14 protein-coding genes are annotated in these 18711 nt (G+C 61.8%); 7 read left to right on the forward strand and 7 right to left on the reverse strand.

The features are described from left to right. Positions 1–17 precede the first annotated feature (17 nt). Positions 18–1961: a sigma-54-dependent Fis family transcriptional regulator gene (locus VQ575_RS14865; RefSeq protein ID WP_039589768.1), complete on the forward strand. Its 1944-nt coding sequence runs from the start codon at positions 18–20 to the stop codon at positions 1959–1961. Positions 1962–2014: 53 nt separating this feature from the next. Here VQ575_RS14865 and aldA read toward each other — a convergent pair whose 3' ends face one another. Both aldA and VQ575_RS14875 read right to left on the reverse strand, forming a co-directional pair. Further along, the gene (gene aldA, locus VQ575_RS14870) at positions 2015–3451 is read right to left on the reverse strand and encodes an aldehyde dehydrogenase (protein WP_039590059.1); all 1437 of its coding nucleotides are present in this window, start codon (positions 3449–3451) and stop codon (positions 2015–2017) included. Between the two features lie 42 nt (positions 3452–3493). Further along, positions 3494–5671: a PQQ-dependent dehydrogenase, methanol/ethanol family gene (locus VQ575_RS14875; protein ID WP_039589766.1), complete on the reverse strand. Its 2178-nt coding sequence runs from the start codon at positions 5669–5671 to the stop codon at positions 3494–3496. A gap of 290 nt (positions 5672–5961) precedes the next feature. Here VQ575_RS14875 and VQ575_RS14880 point away from each other — a divergent pair, with 290 nt between their 5' ends. Together VQ575_RS14880 and VQ575_RS14885 are read left to right on the forward strand one after the other, a co-directional pair. After that, the gene (locus VQ575_RS14880; RefSeq protein WP_325917823.1) at positions 5962–6858 is read left to right on the forward strand and encodes an alpha/beta fold hydrolase; all 897 of its coding nucleotides are present in this window, start codon (positions 5962–5964) and stop codon (positions 6856–6858) included. 83 nt (positions 6859–6941) lie between these two features. Further along, a complete protein-coding gene (locus tag VQ575_RS14885) occupies positions 6942–7349 on the forward strand; it encodes an ACT domain-containing protein (RefSeq protein WP_045156283.1) in 408 nt (135 codons plus the stop codon). A gap of 28 nt (positions 7350–7377) precedes the next feature. On the opposite strand, the gene glcC is transcribed toward VQ575_RS14885, so the two are convergent. After that, the gene (gene glcC / locus VQ575_RS14890; protein WP_039589760.1) at positions 7378–8145 is read right to left on the reverse strand and encodes a transcriptional regulator GlcC; all 768 of its coding nucleotides are present in this window, start codon (positions 8143–8145) and stop codon (positions 7378–7380) included. A 232-nt stretch (positions 8146–8377) separates the two neighbouring features. Between glcC and glcD the strand changes: the two genes are divergently transcribed. The 3 genes from glcD to glcF are packed head-to-tail and all read left to right on the forward strand — an operon-like array spanning position 8378 to position 12162. Beyond that, positions 8378–9877 carry a glycolate oxidase subunit GlcD gene (gene glcD / locus VQ575_RS14895; protein ID WP_325917825.1) on the forward strand — a complete coding sequence of 500 codons (1500 nt, stop codon included), beginning with the start codon at positions 8378–8380 and terminating at the stop codon, positions 9875–9877. Then, positions 9877–10941 (forward strand): glycolate oxidase subunit GlcE, encoded by a 1065-nt coding sequence (gene glcE / locus VQ575_RS14900; protein ID WP_325917827.1) that lies wholly within the window; start codon positions 9877–9879, stop codon positions 10939–10941. Before glcD ends, glcE begins: the two co-directional genes overlap by 1 nt. Before the next feature lie 3 nt (positions 10942–10944). Beyond that, positions 10945–12162: a glycolate oxidase subunit GlcF gene (gene glcF, locus VQ575_RS14905; RefSeq protein WP_325917829.1), complete on the forward strand. Its 1218-nt coding sequence runs from the start codon at positions 10945–10947 to the stop codon at positions 12160–12162. Between the two features lie 82 nt (positions 12163–12244). On the opposite strand, the gene VQ575_RS14910 is transcribed toward glcF, so the two are convergent. Next, positions 12245–13411: an MFS transporter gene (locus VQ575_RS14910; RefSeq protein ID WP_039589754.1), complete on the reverse strand. Its 1167-nt coding sequence runs from the start codon at positions 13409–13411 to the stop codon at positions 12245–12247. 94 nt (positions 13412–13505) lie between these two features. Between VQ575_RS14910 and VQ575_RS14915 the strand changes: the two genes are divergently transcribed. After that, complete coding sequence (locus tag VQ575_RS14915) at positions 13506–14399, forward strand: LysR family transcriptional regulator (protein ID WP_039589752.1); 894 nt, start codon at positions 13506–13508, stop codon at positions 14397–14399. A 152-nt stretch (positions 14400–14551) separates the two neighbouring features. On the opposite strand, the gene VQ575_RS14920 is transcribed toward VQ575_RS14915, so the two are convergent. The 3 genes from VQ575_RS14920 to VQ575_RS14930 all read right to left on the reverse strand — a co-directional run bounded on the left by VQ575_RS14920 (position 14552) and on the right by VQ575_RS14930 (position 18543). After that, positions 14552–16942 carry a TonB-dependent siderophore receptor gene (locus tag VQ575_RS14920; protein ID WP_325917830.1) on the reverse strand — a complete coding sequence of 797 codons (2391 nt, stop codon included), beginning with the start codon at positions 16940–16942 and terminating at the stop codon, positions 14552–14554. A gap of 118 nt (positions 16943–17060) precedes the next feature. Continuing rightward, positions 17061–18041 (reverse strand): FecR domain-containing protein, encoded by a 981-nt coding sequence (locus VQ575_RS14925; protein ID WP_325917832.1) that lies wholly within the window; start codon positions 18039–18041, stop codon positions 17061–17063. After that, a complete protein-coding gene (locus VQ575_RS14930; protein WP_039589748.1) occupies positions 18028–18543 on the reverse strand; it encodes a sigma-70 family RNA polymerase sigma factor in 516 nt (171 codons plus the stop codon). Before VQ575_RS14930 ends, VQ575_RS14925 begins: the two co-directional genes overlap by 14 nt. Between the last annotated feature and the right edge of the window lie 168 nt (positions 18544–18711).

Genomic DNA, 18711 nt, shown 5'->3' on the forward strand with positions numbered 1-18711 from the left:
CCCGATGGGAGCCTTTCATGACCCTGCATAGCGCGCAGCCGATCCCCAGCGAACTGGCGGCCTTCGTCAACGATCATTTTTCCGGACGCGGCCTCAAGCCCGATGGCGTAATTGCACAGTCCTGGTACCGCAGCGTCGTGGAGCATCGGCTCGACCCTGGCGCGGCAAGCCGCAAGAACATACTCAGTGCCGAGGACATCCGTCGGCATCAGGAACAGCACCAGCAATATCTTTCCATTGCCAGCCAGGGGGTCAGCGGTCTGGCCCGGCGCGTGGTGCCCGCCGGCTTCGCCGTACTGCTGAGCGACGAACGTGGCATCACCCTGGACTCCCGGCTGCCCGACCAGCCCGACATCTATACACAATCAGGGCTGGTGGTGGGTGCGCAGTGGGAGGAATCGGTGGTGGGCACCAATGGCATTGGCACAACCCTGGCCGCCGCGCAGCCGTTGATCATTCATCGGGAGGAGCATTTCCTGGCGTCCAATTTCAGCCTGAGCTGTTCGGTAGCGCCCATATTCGATGCCCAAGGCCTGCTGCGCGGCTGCCTGAACGCAACTTGCATGAACAGCAAAGGTCCCCGGGAAAGCCAGTACCTGACGCTGCAACTGGTGATCATGTACGCGCGCCTGATCGAAAATGCACATTTCCGCCAGAGCTACCGCGACCGCTTGACCTTGTCCCTCAAGCCCCTCGATGAAATCGCCGACCTGGCCAACGAACAATTGCTGGCCCTTGATGAGAGCGGCCACATCATCGGCGCCAATCGTGCAGCCTTTGTAGCCCTGGACCTGGCTGAGGGGCCGGCATTGCTGGGCACAGCCATCGATCGCGTGCTACCCACCACAATGGACGATTTGCTCAAACTCAGCAACGGCGGCGCCCTGGGGGTTCGTCTACGTGGTCTTCGGGATGAGGCGTTGCTGGAGGTCGGACTGCGAATCCCCTCTCGACAACACCGCTCGCGCCCCATCGCCCGTCCTGCCCCTGACGCTCACCCGGACCTGCAACAACTCGCCGGCCTCGACCCTCAACTGCAACAGAGCGTCCGCCGGGTGCGCAAGGTGATCGACAAAGGGATCCCGATCCTGATCACCGGCGAAACGGGAACCGGCAAGGAAGCCTTTGCCCGCGCGATCCATCAGGCCAGCCATCGTCGCACAGGGCCTTTTGTCGCACTCAACTGCGCAGCCATCCCGGAGACTCTGATCGAGAGCGAGCTATTCGGTTATCGCGCCGGCAGCTTTACCGGCGCGAACCGAAAAGGCATGAAGGGCAAGTTGGAACTGGCCAATGGCGGCACACTGTTCCTCGATGAGATCGGCGACATGCCCGCCCATTTGCAAACCCGCTTGCTGAGGGTGCTGGCGGAGCGGGAAATCGCGCCGCTGGGGGCTGAAGTGCCGGTGGCGCTGGACGTCCAGGTGATCTCGGCGACTCACCAGGACTTACCGACCATGATAGGCGAGAAGCGCTTTCGCGAAGATCTGTTCTATCGCCTCGCCGGCATGAACCTGGCACTGCCCGCCTTGCGCGAACGCAGTGACCGCGCCGCGCTGATCGAGCGGCTGCTCGCGGCACAGGACGAAACCCGCTCGCTACGACTGGAAACGGATGCCCGCCGGTGCCTGCTCGATTACCACTGGCCTGGCAACATCCGCCAGCTACTCAACAGCCTTCGTTATGCGGTGGCCCTGGCTGAAGACGGCGTCATCGACCTGGACTGCTTGCCCAGCGAAGTGTTGGCGCCACAGCGGCTGTCATTGCCCGCCAATACCAAACCATTGGCCGGCAATCTGGGCGAACAGTTGGGCGATGAGGAGTCCCGCCGCCTGCTGACGACCTTGCGCCAGCATCGCTGGAACGTCAGTGCCGCCGCTGCCGACCTGGGCATCTCCCGCTCCACGCTGTACCGCAAGATGAAAAAGCACGGCGTCGTCGCGCCCAATGACCTGTTCTGATACGCCCATGAAAATGCCGGCGACCTTGCGGTGCCGGCATTTTTCTCGCCAGATCAGACTTGGATGTAAACCACATGGGTATGAGTGTATTCATACAAGCCGTGCTTGCCGTCCGCGCCGCCAATACCGGATTTGCGCGCCCCCGCATGGAAGCCCTGCATCGCTTCGAAGTTCTCTCGATTGATGTAGGTTTCGCCGAAATCCAGCTCGTTGCTCGCGCGCATGGCAGCACTCAGGCTGCTGGTGTAGATCGATGACGTCAGGCCGTAATCGCTGTCATTGGCCAGGGCAATGGCTTCGTCCAGGTCTTCGACAATCTGGATCGGCAGCACCGGGCCGAAGATCTCCTGGCGCATGATCGCCATCTCGCCACCGCATCCGGCCAGCACCGTCGGCTGGTAATGGAAGCCCTGGCCTTTGTCGGCCACCGCGCCGCCCGTGACCACTTCGGCCCCCTCCCCCTTTGCGACCGTGACCATCCGCGCCACCTTGTCCAGCGCCGCCTGGTTGATCAACGGCCCCATGTCCAGATTGTCCTCGGCCAACGGGTCGCCGTAACGGGTTGCGGCCATCGCGGCGGCCATTTGCTCGATGAACGGGTCGGCGACTTTGCGCTCGACATACACCCGCTCGGCGCAGTTACAGACTTGCCCGGTGTTGATCACCCTCGAAGCGGTGATGGCCTTGACCGCGAGGTCCAGGTCCGCATCCGCCAGCACGATGGCCGGCGCCTTGCCACCGAGTTCCAGGTTGAGCTTGGTAATGTTCGGCGCCGCCGCGGCCATGATCCGCGAGCCGGTGCCGACGCTGCCGGTGAAGCTGATCAGGTCGATGCCTGCATGACGGGTCAGGTCATGCCCTACCGTCGCTCCTGTGCCGCTGACGACATTGAACACCCCGGCCGGCAAGTCGGTCTCGGCCACCAGGCGCGCAAATTCGAAGCAGTTGATGGGCGTTTCTTCGCTGGGCTTGATCACGATGGTGTTACCGGTCACCAGAGCCGGCGCCATCTTGCGAGCGATCAGGAAGAACGGGAAGTTCCACGGCAAAATGCCGGCCACCACACCCAGTGGCTTGCGCAGCAGGAAAATGCTTTCGCCGGCGCGGTCGCTGGTCAGCACCTCTCCCTCAAGGCGTCGTGCCCACTCGGCCATGTAGTCCAGATAATCGGCGGTGAAATTGACTTCCACCCGCGCCAACCCCAACACTTTGCCCTGCTCGGCGGTGACGATATGGGCGAGTCGTTCGGCGTTGTCGCGCACTTTGGTAGCGATTTTTCGCAGGTAGCCGGCACGCTCGATGGCCGGGCGGGCGGCCCAACTTTTTTGCGCCTTGCGCGCCGCGGCAATGGCCGCGTCGACCTGCTCGCCGCTGGCTTCGGGCACCCGTGCCAGCAACCGGCCGTTGGCCGGGTTGCGCACATCGATGCTTGGATCGCTGGGAATGAAGGCGTTGGCAATGAAGTTCTGGTAATCGGTGATCTCGGTCATGTGCTTGCTCTCGCGGTCAGTTTCAGAACGATGCAGGGGCATTCATTTGGCGGTGAAGGTTTTCCAGACGCCGCCTTCCTGCTGCAGGTCGTGGGCACGCTTGATCAGGTATTGGTGGATTTGCTCCACCTGTTCCGGCGTGAAGGCGTCGGCAAAGGACGGCATGCCGTCCGGCACGCGGCCGCCGTAGAGAATGCCGAGGAACATCTGATGTTTTTCCGCCGTCAGCTTGCGCAGGTCCGGCAGCACACCGCCGCTGACCGCATGAATGCCGTGGCATTGGGAGCAGTAGCCGTCGTAGAGCTTGCCGCCGGCGTCCACTGCGGCCAGGTCGCCGGTCAGGGGCGGCGGTTCCGGCGTGTCGGCGAGCGGCGCTGGCTCGTTGAGCTTCGCAGTGCCGCCCAGCTTGTAGGTCAACACTTGGGAAAACGGCCGGACCCCGGCGCGCAAGGACAAGGCACCGGCAAAAGTCGAGAAGGCGCCGCCCCACCCGGCCATGAACGTCACGTACTGCTCACCGTCCACGCTGTAGGTAATCGGCGCCGCCATCACACCGCTGGCCGCCGGCTGCTCCCAGAGTTTCTTGCCACTGTCGGCGGCGTAGGCGATCACCCGGCCGTCGGCGCTGCCCTCGAACACCAGATTGCCGGCGGTGCTCAAGGTGCCGCCGTTGAAGATCGTCACGTAGGGCACTTCCCACGCCGGTTGCTGCTTGACCGGGTCCCAGGCGATCAGCTTGCCCGACCAGCCCTTGGCCATTTCCAACAGCCCATCGGCGTCCTCCGGCATCATCCCGGTGCGCAGGCCAAGTTGGTACATGCTCTTGAACGGGTTGCGCTTCGGCGCCTCGGGGATGTGCTCGTAATAGGCGGACATGATGTGCGCCGGGATATACACAAGACCGGTGTTCGGGTTGTAGGACATCGGCTGCCAATCATGGGCGCCCCAGAACGCAGGCGTGACCAGTTTGCGCTTGCCATCCTTCCAGTACGCGGCGTTCTCGTCATCGACGATCGGCCGGCCCGTCTTCATGTCCATGCCCTTGGTCCAGCTCTGCGGCACGATGCCCTTGGCCGACAGCAGCTCGCCCGTGGCGCGGTCGATCACGTAGAAGAAACCGTTCTTCGGCGCTTGCATCAGCACCTTGCGCGGCTTTCCATCGATCGGCAGCTCCGCCAGGATCATGTGCTGGGTGGCGGTGTAGTCCCAGGCGTCCCCCGGCGTAGTCTGGTAGTGCCAGGCGTACTCGCCCGTATCGGCATTGACCGCGACGATCGATGACAGGAACAGATTGTCGCCCTTGGCCTGGCTCCGCCATTTCGGGTCCCACAACGAACCATTGCCCACACCGATGTACAGCAGGTTCAAGTCCGGGTCGAACGCAAAGGAATCCCATGCCGTGCCACCACCGCCCTGGGCCACATAGGCGTCGCCGTGCCAGGTCTTGGCGGCAATAGCCATGGCCTTGTCTTCGGGCGGCAATTTGGGATCGCCCGGCACCGTGAAGAAGCGCCAGGCCTGCTTACCGGTCTCGGCGTCGTAGGCGGTGACATAACCGCGTACGCCGAACTCGGCGCCACCGTTGCCGATCACGACTTTGCCGTTGACCACTCGCGGGGCTCCGGTGATGGTGTAGCTGCGCGAGTGATCGGCCCGGGTGTCCACCGACCAGGCGCGCTGGCCGGTCTTGGCGTCGATGGCCTCCAGGCGACCATCGAGCACGCCCACGTAAACCTTGCCCTTCCACACCGCGACGCCTCGGTTGACCGCGTCGCAACAGGCCTCGCCGGCACGATTGCGGTCAGACTTGGGGTCGTACTTCCAGATCAACTTACCGTCGCGCGCGTCCAGGGCATAGACCACCGAGAATGGGCCGGTCGTATACATTACGCCGTCGACCACGATAGGCGTGGCCTCGACACCGCGATCCAGGTCCAGCTTATAGCTCCACGCGAGCCCCAGCTGGCCGACGTTCTGGTCACTGATCTTGTTCAACGGGCTGTAGCGCTGTTCGTCGTAGGTGCGACCGGTGCTCATCCAGTTACCGGGTTCCTGGTCGGCGGCGATGATGCGCCTGCCGTCGACATTCGCTGGCATGTCCTGCGCCCAGGCCGGGACCGTATGGAAGGTAAGCGCCAGCACGACAAATAGCGCCTTGAGGGGAATGCGAAGGGCCGCGTTCCGAGAAGCAGTAGGCACGGCGAGGCCAATCTGTGTCATGGGGGGACTCCTGGTTCTTATTAGTAGCGAAGCCATTGCGCTGCGCACCAAGAGAGGAGCAACCCCCATGCCAGCGTTTGAAAACGCTTCGCAAGCCCCGTTCCATGGGGCTTTCGGCTCGTGTAGCGGGTCGCGAAGCCGTGCGACAGTTGTCGCATTCCCCGCGACAGTTGTGCCAGAGGTGCGCCAAGTTGCACACGATTCGTGAAGAAAGCTGTCACACGCAGTGCCTTAGTACTCGACCCCGTGCGCTCTACAATAGGCGCAACCATCAGCAGGAGAGCCACGCGATGTTCGCCTCATTTGAATCGGGCCGGTGCCAAGTCAATGGCATCACCGTCAACTACCGCAAAGGCGGAAGCGGCCAAGGCCTGCTCCTGCTCCACGGGCATCCCCAGACCCACGTCATGTGGCACAAGATCGCCGAACCCCTGGCGAAGCATTTCACCGTGGTCGCGGCGGACCTTCGTGGCTACGGTGACAGCGACAAACCGGCAGGCGACACCGAGCACCTCGCCTACTCCAAGCGGCAAATGGCGCTGGACGGGATCGAGCTAATGCACGCGCTGGGATTCGTGAAATTTGACGTGTTGGCACATGACAGGGGCGCGCGCGTGGCCTGTCGCATGGCGATGGACCACCCGGACGCAGTGAAGCATTTGATCACGTTGGATATCGCTCCGACCCTGGCGATGTATGAGCAGACCAACGAAGCGTTCGCCCGCGCCTACTGGCACTGGTTCTTCTTGATCCGCCCCGCTCCGTTTCCCGAAACGCTGATCGAGGCTGATCCGGAGCTTTACCTGCGCAGCGTCATGGGCACTCGCAGCGCTGGCATGGCGCCGTTCACCGACGCCGCCTTTGCCGAGTACTTGCGCTGCCTGGCACTCCCTGGCGCAGCTCATGGTCTGTGTGAAGATTACCGGGCAAGCGCCAGCATCGACCTGGAGCACGACCGAAGCGACCGGCAAGCCGGCAGAAAACTTTCAATCCCGTTGCTCGCGTTGTGGGGGGCGGACGGCGTCGTGGGCCGCTGCTTCGATCCGCTTGGAGAATGGCAAAAAGTCGCGATCGACGTGCGAGGGAAAGCGTTGCCGTCGGGGCATTACATTGCCGAAGAAGCGCCAGAGCATTTGATCGATGAGGTGCTAGGATTCCTGCTCCCTTCGATCCCTGGAGGCAGGTAGTTACAGGCGGTATCAGCTTCAACGACACCCGCCAGCAAACTCCTGCAAAATGGCTCACTTATTCCATCGAACGGTGAACCGACATGTCAGGCGAGAAATCGATCGCGAAACTACTCAGCGGAATGAGCCCGACGCTCAATGACGGGGATTACGTCTTCTGCTGCGTCACTGACCCAGACCTCGTCAAAGACGAGGAGATCCTGGGCAGCTTCCGCGAAAAAGAAGGGCTGACGGTGATCATCGAGCGCAACAGGGCCAAGGCCCTGGGCCTGGACTTCGAATACGTCGCCGCCTGGATTACCTTGACCGTGCATTCCGCCCTGGACGCCGTCGGCTTGACCGCTGCCTTCGCAACGGCCTTGGGAAACGCCGGTATCAGCTGCAACGTCATCGCGGCTTACTACCATGACCATATTTTCGTGGGGCGGGAAGATGCACAGCGGGCGATTGAGGTTCTGGAAGCGCTTGCTCGGTCAGGGGGTGGAGAGTGATATCGGTTAACTGATCCAGCCGCTGCCGCTACGCCCACCCCTCAAGCCGCAACGTGGCACGCACCAGGCGTTGCTCTTCGTTTTCGATTTCCTTGAGGTTTTCGCAGATGCTCTGGATGTGGGCGATGGCCGCCTTGCGTGCCTGCTCCGGCAGGCGGCCGGTCACGGCGTTGTAGAGCCGGGCGTGTTGGCGGTCGATCTGGCGCTTTTGCGGCTCGCGGTGATAGAGGTTGTTGACCGAGGCGAATACCGAACTGAGCAACAAATCCGTCAGCGAGCGCAAGGTTTGCACCAGTACCGGATTGTGCGACGCCTCGCAGATTGCCAGGTGAAACGCATGGTCGAGCCGGGCGTGGACGCTGGCCTCCAAGGGACGGCCATGGGCATCGAGCATGGCCTCGTAGCTGCGGGTGATCAGTACGAAATCAGCCTCGGTCCCGCGCAAGGCCGCCAGGCGCGCGGACTCGCCTTCCAGCAGGCTGCGCACTTCAAATAAGTCATAGAGCGTACGTGGCTGCGAACTGAACAGGTGCATCAGCGGCGACACCAAGCCATGCCCGGACAGGTCGGCCACGAACGACCCTTTGCCCTGCTCGGTCTTGATAATCCCGCGAGCGCGCAGCAGCTTCAGTCCCTCGCGAAGCGCAGTGCGGGAGACGCCGAGTTTTTCCGTCAACCGCCGCTCCGAAGGCAATAGTTGCCCAGTCTTGAGTACGCCATCGACGATCAGGCGCTCGATGCGCTCGCAGACCACGTCGGCGACTTGGAGATTACGGCGCGTCTCTTCGCTATCCATCAACCCTCCTACTGGTATGACCAGCTTCGAAACAATGCTCAAGTTCGTTCAGAGGCTTGCGTAAACCGCTGTTATGACGTGATTTTATTCAATCATTGTAGAGGGCGACCTTAAAGAACTGGTTCGACCAGCGTGGCACCCCATAGACAGTAGAACGCCCCGGGCCAATGATGCAAGTCAGCCGTATCGGAACAGACCTCTGATAAAAACAAGCGAGTGTCGCCTGCGAACGATGAACATTCTCTACGACGAACGCGTCGACGGCGCCCTGCCTGACGTCGACAAAAACGCGCTGCTACTGGCCCTGCAAACCCAGCTGCCCGACCTGGAAATCCTGCATCAGTCCGAAGAGCTCAAGCCGTACGAGTGTGACGGACTCTCCGCTTACCGCACCACGCCCATGCTGGTGGTCTTGCCCCGACGTATCGAGGAGGTCCAGGGCGTACTTCGGCTCTGCCATGCGCGCAAGGTGCCTGTCGTGGCCCGGGGCGCGGGCACCGGTTTGTCCGGCGGTGCCTTGCCGTTGGAAAAAGGCGTGTTGCTGGTGATGGCGCGCTTCAACAACATTTTGCACATCGACCCAGCCGCCCGTACCGCACGGGTTCAACCGGGGGTGCGTAACCTGGCGATTTCCCAGGCGGCCGCACCGTTCGGCTTGTACTACGCGCCGGACCCCTCCTCGCAGATCGCCTGTTCAATCGGCGGCAACGTCGCAGAAAACGCCGGTGGCGTGCATTGCCTCAAATACGGGCTGACCGTGCACAACCTGCTCAAGGTCGACATTCTCACCGTAGACGGCGAGCACCTGACCCTGGGTTCCCAGGCCCTCGACTCGCCCGGGTTCGATCTGCTGGCATTGTTCACCGGTTCCGAAGGCATGCTCGGGGTGATTACCGAGGTCACGGTCAAGCTGTTGCCCAAACCGCAAACGGCCAAAGTGCTGCTGGCGGCTTTCGATTCCGTTGAAAAGGCCGGCCACGCCGTGGGCGACATTATTGCAGCCGGCATCATTCCGGGCGGCCTGGAGATGATGGACAACCTGGCCATTCGCGCCGCCGAAGACTTCATCCACGCCGGCTACCCGGTGGACGCCGAAGCTATCCTGCTGTGCGAGCTCGACGGTGTGGAAGCCGACGTCCACGCTGACTGCGACCGGGTACGCAAGGTATTGGAACAGGCCGGTGCCACCGAAGTGCGCCAGGCTCGCGACGAGGCCGAGCGCGTGCGCTTCTGGGCCGGGCGCAAAAATGCGTTCCCGGCGGTGGGCCGCCTCTCGCCCGATTATTACTGCATGGACGGGACCATCCCGCGCCGGGAACTACCGGGTGTGCTACGGGCTATCGCGGCGTTATCGGCTGAATACGGCTTGCGGGTCGCTAATGTTTTCCATGCCGGCGACGGCAACATGCACCCGCTGATCCTGTTCGATGCCAATCAACCGGGCGAGCTCGATCGCGCCGAAGCGCTGGGCGGCAAGATCCTTGAATTGTGCGTGAAGGTCGGCGGCAGCATCACCGGGGAACACGGCGTGGGCCGCGAGAAGATCAACCAGATGTGCGCACAGTTCAACAGCGATGAACTGACCGTGTTCCATGCCATCAAGGCAGCGTTCGATCCGAGCGGGTTGCTCAACCCTGGCAAGAACATTCCGACGCTGCATCGCTGCGCCGAGTTTGGCGCCATGCATGTCCACCTGGGGCAGATGCCCTTCCCCGAACTGGAGCGTTTCTGATGGGCAGCGAACAGGATTTCGACAACAGCGCCGCGCTGCTGGAGCACGTCAACCAGGCGCTGGAAGACGCCACCCCGTTGCGTATCCAGGGGTCCAACAGCAAGGCTTTCCTCGGACGCAGCGTGGCAGGCGAAGTCCTCGACACCCGCGCCCACCGGGGCGTTGTCAGCTACGACCCGACTGAATTGGTGATCACCGCTCGCTGTGGTATGCCATTGGCAGAGTTGTCCGAAATACTCGACGCGTCGCACCAGATGTTGCCTTGCGAACCGCCCGCCTTCGGTGACAGCGCCACCGTGGGCGGCATGATCGGCTGCGGACTCTCCGGGCCGCGACGCCCCTGGTCGGGGTCGGTGCGCGACTTCATCCTTGGCACGCGGGTCATCACCGGCCAGGGCAAGCACCTGCGCTTCGGTGGCGAAGTCATGAAAAACGTTGCCGGCTATGATCTGTCACGCTTGATGGCGGGCAGCTACGGTTCGCTGGGCGTGGTGACCGAAGTGTCCCTCAAGGTCCTGCCAAAACCGCAACAGACCTTGAGCATCAGCCTGGAAATGGACGCCGCCCGGGCTTTGTCGCGCCTCGCCGAATGGGGCCAGCAACCCCTGCCGATCAGCGCCGCATGCCACGATGGCCAGCGCCTGCACCTGAGGCTTGAGGGCGGAGAAGGCTCGGTGGCGGCGGCCCGCGACCGTTTGGGCGGCGAGTTGCTCAACGCTTCGTACTGGCAGGACTTGAATGAACACCGCTTGCATTTCTTCGAGGAGGAGCGGCCCCTCTGGCGCCTCGCCTTGCCACCTGCTACGCCCCGACTGCCGCTGCCGGGCGTCCAGTTGATCGATTGGGGTGGCGCCCAGCGTTGGCTCAAGTCTGGCGCCGAAGCGACCTTCATTCGCTCGCTCGTCGAACAAGTCGGTGGGCACGCGATCTGCTACACCCCTGGCCAGACCGACAGCCCCTTCCAACCGCTGGCCGGCGCGCTGATGCGCTATCACCGGAACTTGAAGCGCCAACTCGATCCACGGGGCATCTTCAACCCCGGTCGCTTGTACGCGGAGCTCTGAACCATGCAGACCACCTTGAGCGAAAACGCCCGCCAGTTGCCTCGCGCCGAAGAAGCCGAACGCATCCTGCGCAGTTGCGTGCACTGCGGTTTCTGCAATGCCACCTGCCCGACCTATCAGTTGCTGGGTGACGAACTGGATGGCCCGAGGGGGCGCATCTACCTGATCAAGCAGGTGCTCGAAGGCAACGAAGCGACCCGCAAGACCCAGGAGCACCTGGATCGTTGCCTGTCGTGCCGCAACTGCGAAACCACCTGTCCTTCAGGTGTCGACTATCACAATTTGCTGGACATCGGTCGTGCGGTGGTCGATGCGGCAGTCCCGCGCCCATACGGCCAACGCCTGTTGCGCGAGGGGTTGCGTGGCGTGCTGCCCAATCCGGCGTTGTTCAAAGGGCTGGTGAGCAGTAGCCAGGTATTGCGTGCGTTGCTGCCCAACACGCTGCAAGCCAAGTTGCCGCGCAACACGCATCCTGCGAAGTCACGACCGACCACCCACCATGACCGGCAAGTGCTCATGCTCGAAGGCTGCGTACAGCCGAGCCTGTCGCCCAATACCAATGCGGCCGCCGCGCGGGTGCTGGATCGGCTGGGAATCAGCGTCGCTGCGATTCGCAAGGACGGTTGCTGCGGTGCGCTGGACTATCACCTGGACGCCCAGGCCGCCGGCCTCGATCGCGCCCGACGCAACATCGACGCATGGTGGCCCGCCATCGAAAGCGGTGCCGAGGCCATCGTGCAAACCGCCAGCGGCTGCGGCGCCTTTATCAAGGATTACGGGCACCTGCTCAGCACCGATCCGGCGTATGCCGACAAGGCTGCCAGGGTCAGTGCCCTGGCCAAGGACCTGGTGGAAGTGCTGCGCGACGAACCGCTGGACAAGCTCGGCGTACACAGCGACCAGCGCCTGGCCTTTCACTGCCCCTGCACGTTGCAACACGCGCAAAGGCTCGGAGGTGCGGTTGAAGCGCTCCTGCAAAAGCTTGGATTCAACCTCACGCCAGTGCCCGACAGCCACCTGTGCTGCGGCTCGGCGGGCACCTATTCGCTGACCCAACCCGACCTGTCCAGGCAATTGCGTGACAACAAGCTCAATGCCTTGGAAAGCGGACACCCCGAAGTCATCGCCACCGCCAATATCGGCTGCCAGGCCCACCTTGACGGCGCCGGCCGAACCCCGGTCCGGCATTGGATCGAACTGGTCGAAGCGGCGTTGCCTTGATCCATGCCTGGGTAACACAACGGAAATCAACGCGACCGGCAAATCGAGCTCTTGGCACTCATCTTGATCAAGTCTTCTAGCGTTACACCGCAGCAGCCGCAACCACCCTGGACCGCCAGGCAAAAGCCAGCACCATCAGCAGCCCCAGACCCGCCATTGCCGCTCCGGCCAGGGAAATCGCCGGGTAACCCAACCCCGCGTTGATCACCGCGCCGCCCAGCGCCGCGCCAATCGCGTTGCCTAAGTTGAAGGCGCCGATATTTACCGCCGAAGCCAGGTTAGGCGCATCCTTGGCGGCTTCCATCACGCGCATTTGCAGTGGTGGTACCAGGGCAAAACTGGCGATACCCCAGATCAGGATGGCAACCGCCGCCGGCAGCGGCCAGCGCATCAGTACGGTGAAGGCCAGCAGGACGAGAATCAGCACGCTCAGCGAAACGATCAAGGTGCGGTCTATCGAACGATCCGCCGCCTTGCCGCCCCACATATTGCCCAGCGTCAACCCCACGCCGAACAGCACCAGCATGGCGGTGATGAACGTGGTGGAGGCATGGGTCTCGCTGCTCAGGATCGGGGCGATATAGGTGAACACCGTGAACATCGCACCTGAGCCAACGACGGTGAGTGCCAGCGCGCCCAGCACCGGGCCGCGGCCCAACACTTGGATTTCGGCCAGCACACCGATGCTTTTCGGTGCCGGCACGTTGGGCAAGGCGAACCACAGCGCGGCCATGGCCACCACGCCCAGGCCGGTAATGCCCCAGAACGCGCTGCGCCAACCGAACAGCTCGCCAAACCAGGCCGCCAGCGGCACGCCGCCGATAGTCGCCAGGGTCAGGCCCATGAACATGGCCGCGACCGCCCCGGCACGTTTTTCCGGAGCGACCACGCTGGCGGCGACGATGGAGCCAACGCCAAAGAACGCACCGTGGTTCAGCGAGGTCACGACCCTGGCGACCAGGAGGCTGTAGTAATCGGTCGCCAGCGCTGACATCAGGTTGCCCAGGGTGAAAATCGCCATGAGTCCGATCAGCAAATAACGCCGGGGAATCCTGCCGGTGGTCAGTGTCATCAGCGGCGCGCCGAGCAGTACGCCCAAGGCGTAGGCACTGACCAACAGGCCAGCGGCGGGAATGGAAACGCCGAGATCCGCAGCGATGCCGGGCAACATGCCCATGGGGGCGAACTCGGTCACGCCGATGCCAAAGGCACCCATGGCGAGTGCAACAAGGGGTGGATTGATACGCATGGAAGGCTCCTCATCTATGCCGCAGATGCTACGATTCAACCCTCAAAGGCGGTAGACCGCATTTTTTCCAAACACCTTTGCGCGGGAAGCACAAATGGACTTCAACGGCAGGTCAGGTGAAATGGCTGTGTTCGCCACGGTGGCGCAGGAAGGCAACTTGTCGGCCGCCGCGCGCTCGTTGGGCCTGACACCTTCGGCGGTCAGTCGGATCATCGCCCGTACCGAACAACGCCTTGGCACTCGCCTGCTGTTGCGCACCACGCGAGCAATCACCTTCACCGCCGAGGGTGAGGCGTATCTGCGCGGCGCCCGGCGGATCCTGGCCGACATGGCCGAAGTCGAAGAAGCCGTCGCAGACCAAGGCGTGCCCAAAGGCCGCTTGCGAGTCAGTGCCGCCCTCGGCCATGGCCGACAAACCATCGTTCCCCTGGTGGCAGCCTTCAGCGCCCGCTACCCGAACATCGTTGTCGACCTCACCCTTGGCGACGAAGTGGTCGACATTCTCGGCGGCCAGGCCGACGTGGCGGTGCGCTTTGGCCATCTGCCCGATAGCCCGCTGACTGCCCGCAAGATCGGCGACACCGGCCAGGTAGTGGTGGCCTCGCCCGCCTATCTGGAGCGCCATGGCACACCCCAGCAACCAGAAGACCTGCTGCGGCACAACTGCCTGCGCTTCAACTTTCGTCGAGCCGAACCCAACTGGCCGTTCATCCGCGACGACAGGGAGTTTTTTCTGAAGGTCAGTGGCAACATCGAATGCAGCAGCGGCGAAGCGCTGGCGCAACTCGCACGGCTAGGTGCTGGCATCGCCCGTATCGGCGAGTTCACCGTCGCCGAGGATCTGCAACGCGGCGATCTGGTACCGCTGCTCGGCGCCTGGAATCCCGGCGACCGGGAGCCGATCCATGCGGTATTTGTCGGGGGACCGGCAATGCCGGCGCGGGTGCGGGTGTTCGTGGACTTTCTGCTGGAGCATCATCGGTTGTGAGTGTTGCGCGAGGTATTTCAGGTAGAACCAAGCGCACTACTGGATTACTCGTCGTTTTATCTTCTGCTAACCGTGCGCGCTTGCCTTTCACAACGGTGCCCGCCATATAGCGGGCACCGCTTCCTGGATGGGAAAAAGGCTTACACGCCTGCTTACCAGCTGTAGCTCACTTTGGCGGTAATCTCGCGACCCGGGTTGTAGAAGTTCGCCGTGCCGGAACCAACCACGTGCTGCTCATCCAGCAAGTTGCTGACGTTCACCGCAAGGTCGGTGCCCTTGGCGATCTCGTAGTTGAAGGCGGCGTCGAACAGCGTGGTGCCATCGCTTTTGCCGGAGTTGGCTGCATCGAAGTAATAAGAGCCGACGTAGCGCGCCCCCAAGCCAACGCTGACATCAGTGCCAGGCACGTCGTAATAACTCCAGAGCGAAGCGGAATGCTTGGGTGCCGTGGAGAACTCATTACCCTTCAGGGAGCTGCCGTCGTACAACGAACCGCGTAGTACCTCGGACTCCATATAGGAGTAGCCACCAATCAGGCTGAGGTTTTGCGTCACCTGCGCCTTGGCCTCCAGGTCGAGGCCACGCGCCCGCGATTCGCCCACCGTCTGTTGCTCGATGATGCCGCTCGGCAGCACCACGGCGATGGTGACGTTTTCCTGGGTCAAGTCGTAAACGGCTGCGGAGAACAGTGCGTCCATCCCCATCGGCGCATACTTCACGCCCACTTCGTACTGCCTGCCCGTCTGCGGTGTTACCCCAACCTGAGGCGGCGAGACGGATTCCACCATACTCACATAGGTGGACACCTCATCGTTGACGATATAGGTCAACGCACCTCGATAGGAGGTTTCCGAGAAAGTGTCTTTCTCAGTGGTCGACAAGCCTTTGCTGGTAAGGTCCATCGAGTCGTTGCGCATACCCGCGGTGACGATGAAACGCTCGTAGAACGATAGGTTCTGCTGAAGGAACACAGCCTTAGTGGTCGCGTCTCGCTTGTTGACGGCATACGGGGTGATTGAGCGTGAAACGCCCGTAAACACGGGGTTTGCAATGTCAATCGGGGTCGTCAGGGCGTAGACCGAGCTTTCCTTGGTGGTCGAATCGAGGTACTCCACGCCCACCAGGCTGCTGCTGTCGATGTTCTCGAAGCGAGCATCGTATTGCAGCATCAGATTGCCGTTGAACTGGTCGGCCTCAGTGTCCGTTCCAAACAGATACCGGTCTACGGTAGTACCGACACGTGCGGCGCTGTCGCTGAGGTAAACGTAGCCAAAATCATCGGTCAATTTGCTGTAACGCAGATTGCTGCGCAGTACGAAGCCGTTGTCGAAATCATGGGTGACGTTACCGCTGAGGCTGGTGCGCTCGACATCGTGAAAGTTGTAGCTGGGCTCCCCATAAAATTTGCTGCGGTCGTATTCCTTGTCCAGCGGATAGCCGCCACTGTTGGGCGAACTGTCAGTTTTCAGATAGTCCAGAATCATGGTGGCTGACGTGTAATCCGTGGGTGCCCAGGTGAGGCCTCCCATTACCAACCGGTTGTCGTCCTGTGAGTGATCGTACTCGCGGTCGCTGTTTTGGCCTTTGGCAGTAAAGCGGCCAGCCAGGGTTTTCTCGTCGTTCAGCGCATCCCCCACATCGATGCCTGTCTCGACATGGTCAAACGAACCGTAGGTCACATAGCCTTGGCCAAACTGCTCGAAGCGCGGCTGTTTGGTCACGAAGTTCACCGAACCGCCCGGGTCCGCTGGGCCAAACAGCGTGGAGTTGGCGCCACGCAGGATCTCTATGCGTTCATAAGCGAACGGATCTTCGCGTACCCCGCGCATCGAACTCAGGGTCAAGCCGTCACGGTAGGTGGTGGCCTGGAAACCCCGGATCTGGAAATAGTCGTTGCGGTCATCCGTACCATAGAAGTCACTCACCACGCCCGGCGTGTATTGCAGCGCTTCTTCCGTGGTGCTGACGCTGCGTTGCTCCATTTCCTTGTTGGTGACAACCGACACCGATGCGGGTGTATTGAGAATGCTGGTTGCCACCTTGCCGCCAACCCAGAGCTCCTTGGCGACCACCGAGTTGGCGTCGTCGTCGGCACTGACCCTGACCTTGGCATTGATGATGAGGGGTGCAAGGCGGTACTCCTCGCCGTCCGTTGCGTCGAGCTCCAGCGGGCCGGCCGGCTTTGGTCGAGGGACCAGCAGATAGGCATTCGGGCCTTGCTGTTCAATTTGCAACTCGCTCCCCTGCAGCAACGATGACAGCGCTGCCGACGTATCGAGCGTGCCATTCACGCCAGCAGTGGTGCGGTTCGCTACACTCGACGCGTCGAAAGAAAGACTGATGCCAGCCTCGCGCGCGAAGCGGTCAAGCGCCGGCGCCAGTGGGCCGGCAGCGATGTTCCACGGTTTGGCTTGATTGCTGTGGTCAGCGCTCGGCGTTTGTGCCAGCGATGGCAATGCGTAGCTGCTAACGATCAAACCCAAAATCGCACCCTGCAAGGCACGATTTAATGGATGGCGCTGTGAAACCGGGGACGAACTCATTTTCTCGCTCCAAGAAAGGACATCGGCAGACTGGCCTGTATTCCGGCCTTCCTTAGAGGTCGAACGAGAATGAGAAGCCACCTCATTATATTTCAGATGGCAGACAGTTTTGATGGGTTCAGGTGGCAGCGGTCACGGTTACCCAATAACGGGTCCGGTAATCAATGTGCAAATGCAGTGACTGCGCGATCAATGCCAGGACCTGATCGTTGTCGGCGAGCTGGAAGGTGCCGGAAACGCGACGATCCGCGACCTCTTCGGCGCAGCGCAGTACCCCGGGGCGATAACGCGACAACTCCACGATGAAATCATTGAGGCGCATATTGCGCGCACTGATCACCCCGTCACCCCAGCTCCATAGATCCAGACCGTTGTCCCTGAACATTCGGGCGCCACTTGATGTGAACAGCAACTGATTTCCTGCCTGGACGCTGCGGCTCGCAGGCGTTTGACTGGCGCCGGGGAAAACCGTGACTGACCCTTCCTGAGCCGCGACCAGAGTGCCATCGTCCAGCTCGCGTGCCAGAAAGCGGGAACTCTGGGCGCGCATGATCCCGTCACGTGATTGCACCCAGAGCGGTCTCGCTCGAGGCGAATGTTGATCCGCGCCGACATTCACGATGATTTCACCACGTCGAAGGATTAACAGGCGCCGCTGGGCGTCGAACTCGCTGTCGACGGCGCTATCGCTATTGAGCTGGATGAGGCTGCCATCATCGAGCTGGAAGCGTCGTTGCTCGCCGGTACTGCTGCGCTGCTGCGCAAGCATGGCGGGTACGGGCGTATAGTCCCGGCCGAGCCAGGCAGCAGTGCCAACCGTAGCCAATATGCCCAGTAGCTTCAGGCTCTCGCGCCGCCGCATTCCATGATGGGTGCCATCAAGGGTTTGTCGGGCCAGTTGAGCTGGCACGCCTGCGAACTCATCCCCAAGCGTTTCCACACGCTGCCACGCCAACACATGCTCCGGGCACTGCTGCAGCCAGTGCTCAAAAGTGCGCTGTGCCTGTTCATCGGCTTGATTGAAGCGAAGGCGCACCAGCCATTGGATCGCCTGCTCGACAATGGCCGGATTAAGCGCCTGCGGCTCACGCCTCGACATAACGCAAGCGATAGCAGTGCTGCAGGGCCGTGGCCAGGTCGCGTTCCACCGTCGCGCGGGAAACACCCAGCTTTTCGGCTATCTGCGCGCAGGTCAGACCGTCGAGTCGGGCAAACAAAAATGCCTGGCGAACTCTTGGTTTAAGCATATCGAGCATGCGGTCTATGCGTTCGAGCGCATCAAGGATCATCAGCCGGCTTTCTTCCGAGGGAACCTCGTGTTGCGGCAGCAACGCGACGCTTTCCAAGTAGGCACGTTCGAGTTCGCGACGACGATACTGATCAATCATCAGTCCGCGGGCGATACTGCTCAAATAGGCGCGTGGTTCACGCAAGGGGCTGGACTGACGGGATTTAAGCAGACGTACGAAGGTGTCCTGCGCCAAATCTGCTGCGTTATCGCGACATCCAATGCGCCGGATCAGCCAGCCTTGTAACCACGAGTGATGGGTTCGATAAAGCAGCCCTAGATCTGCAGTACCTAGTGTTTCATCGCTGCTCATCGGAATCCCGGCAATACATGATTGATAATTAATCGCATTCTACTCACGCGGTAGGTCTTAGGCAAATACGTGGCAGTGCGGCAACTCCTCCAAGACGTTCTCTTCGTTGCGCAAGGTGGCAAGCAGACCCAGCTGTGTCTATTGTTTTGGGCGACGCAAAACTATCGG

The organism is Pseudomonas frederiksbergensis (assembly GCF_035751725.1).
Classification (GTDB): Bacteria; Pseudomonadota; Gammaproteobacteria; order Pseudomonadales; family Pseudomonadaceae; genus Aquipseudomonas; species Aquipseudomonas frederiksbergensis_A.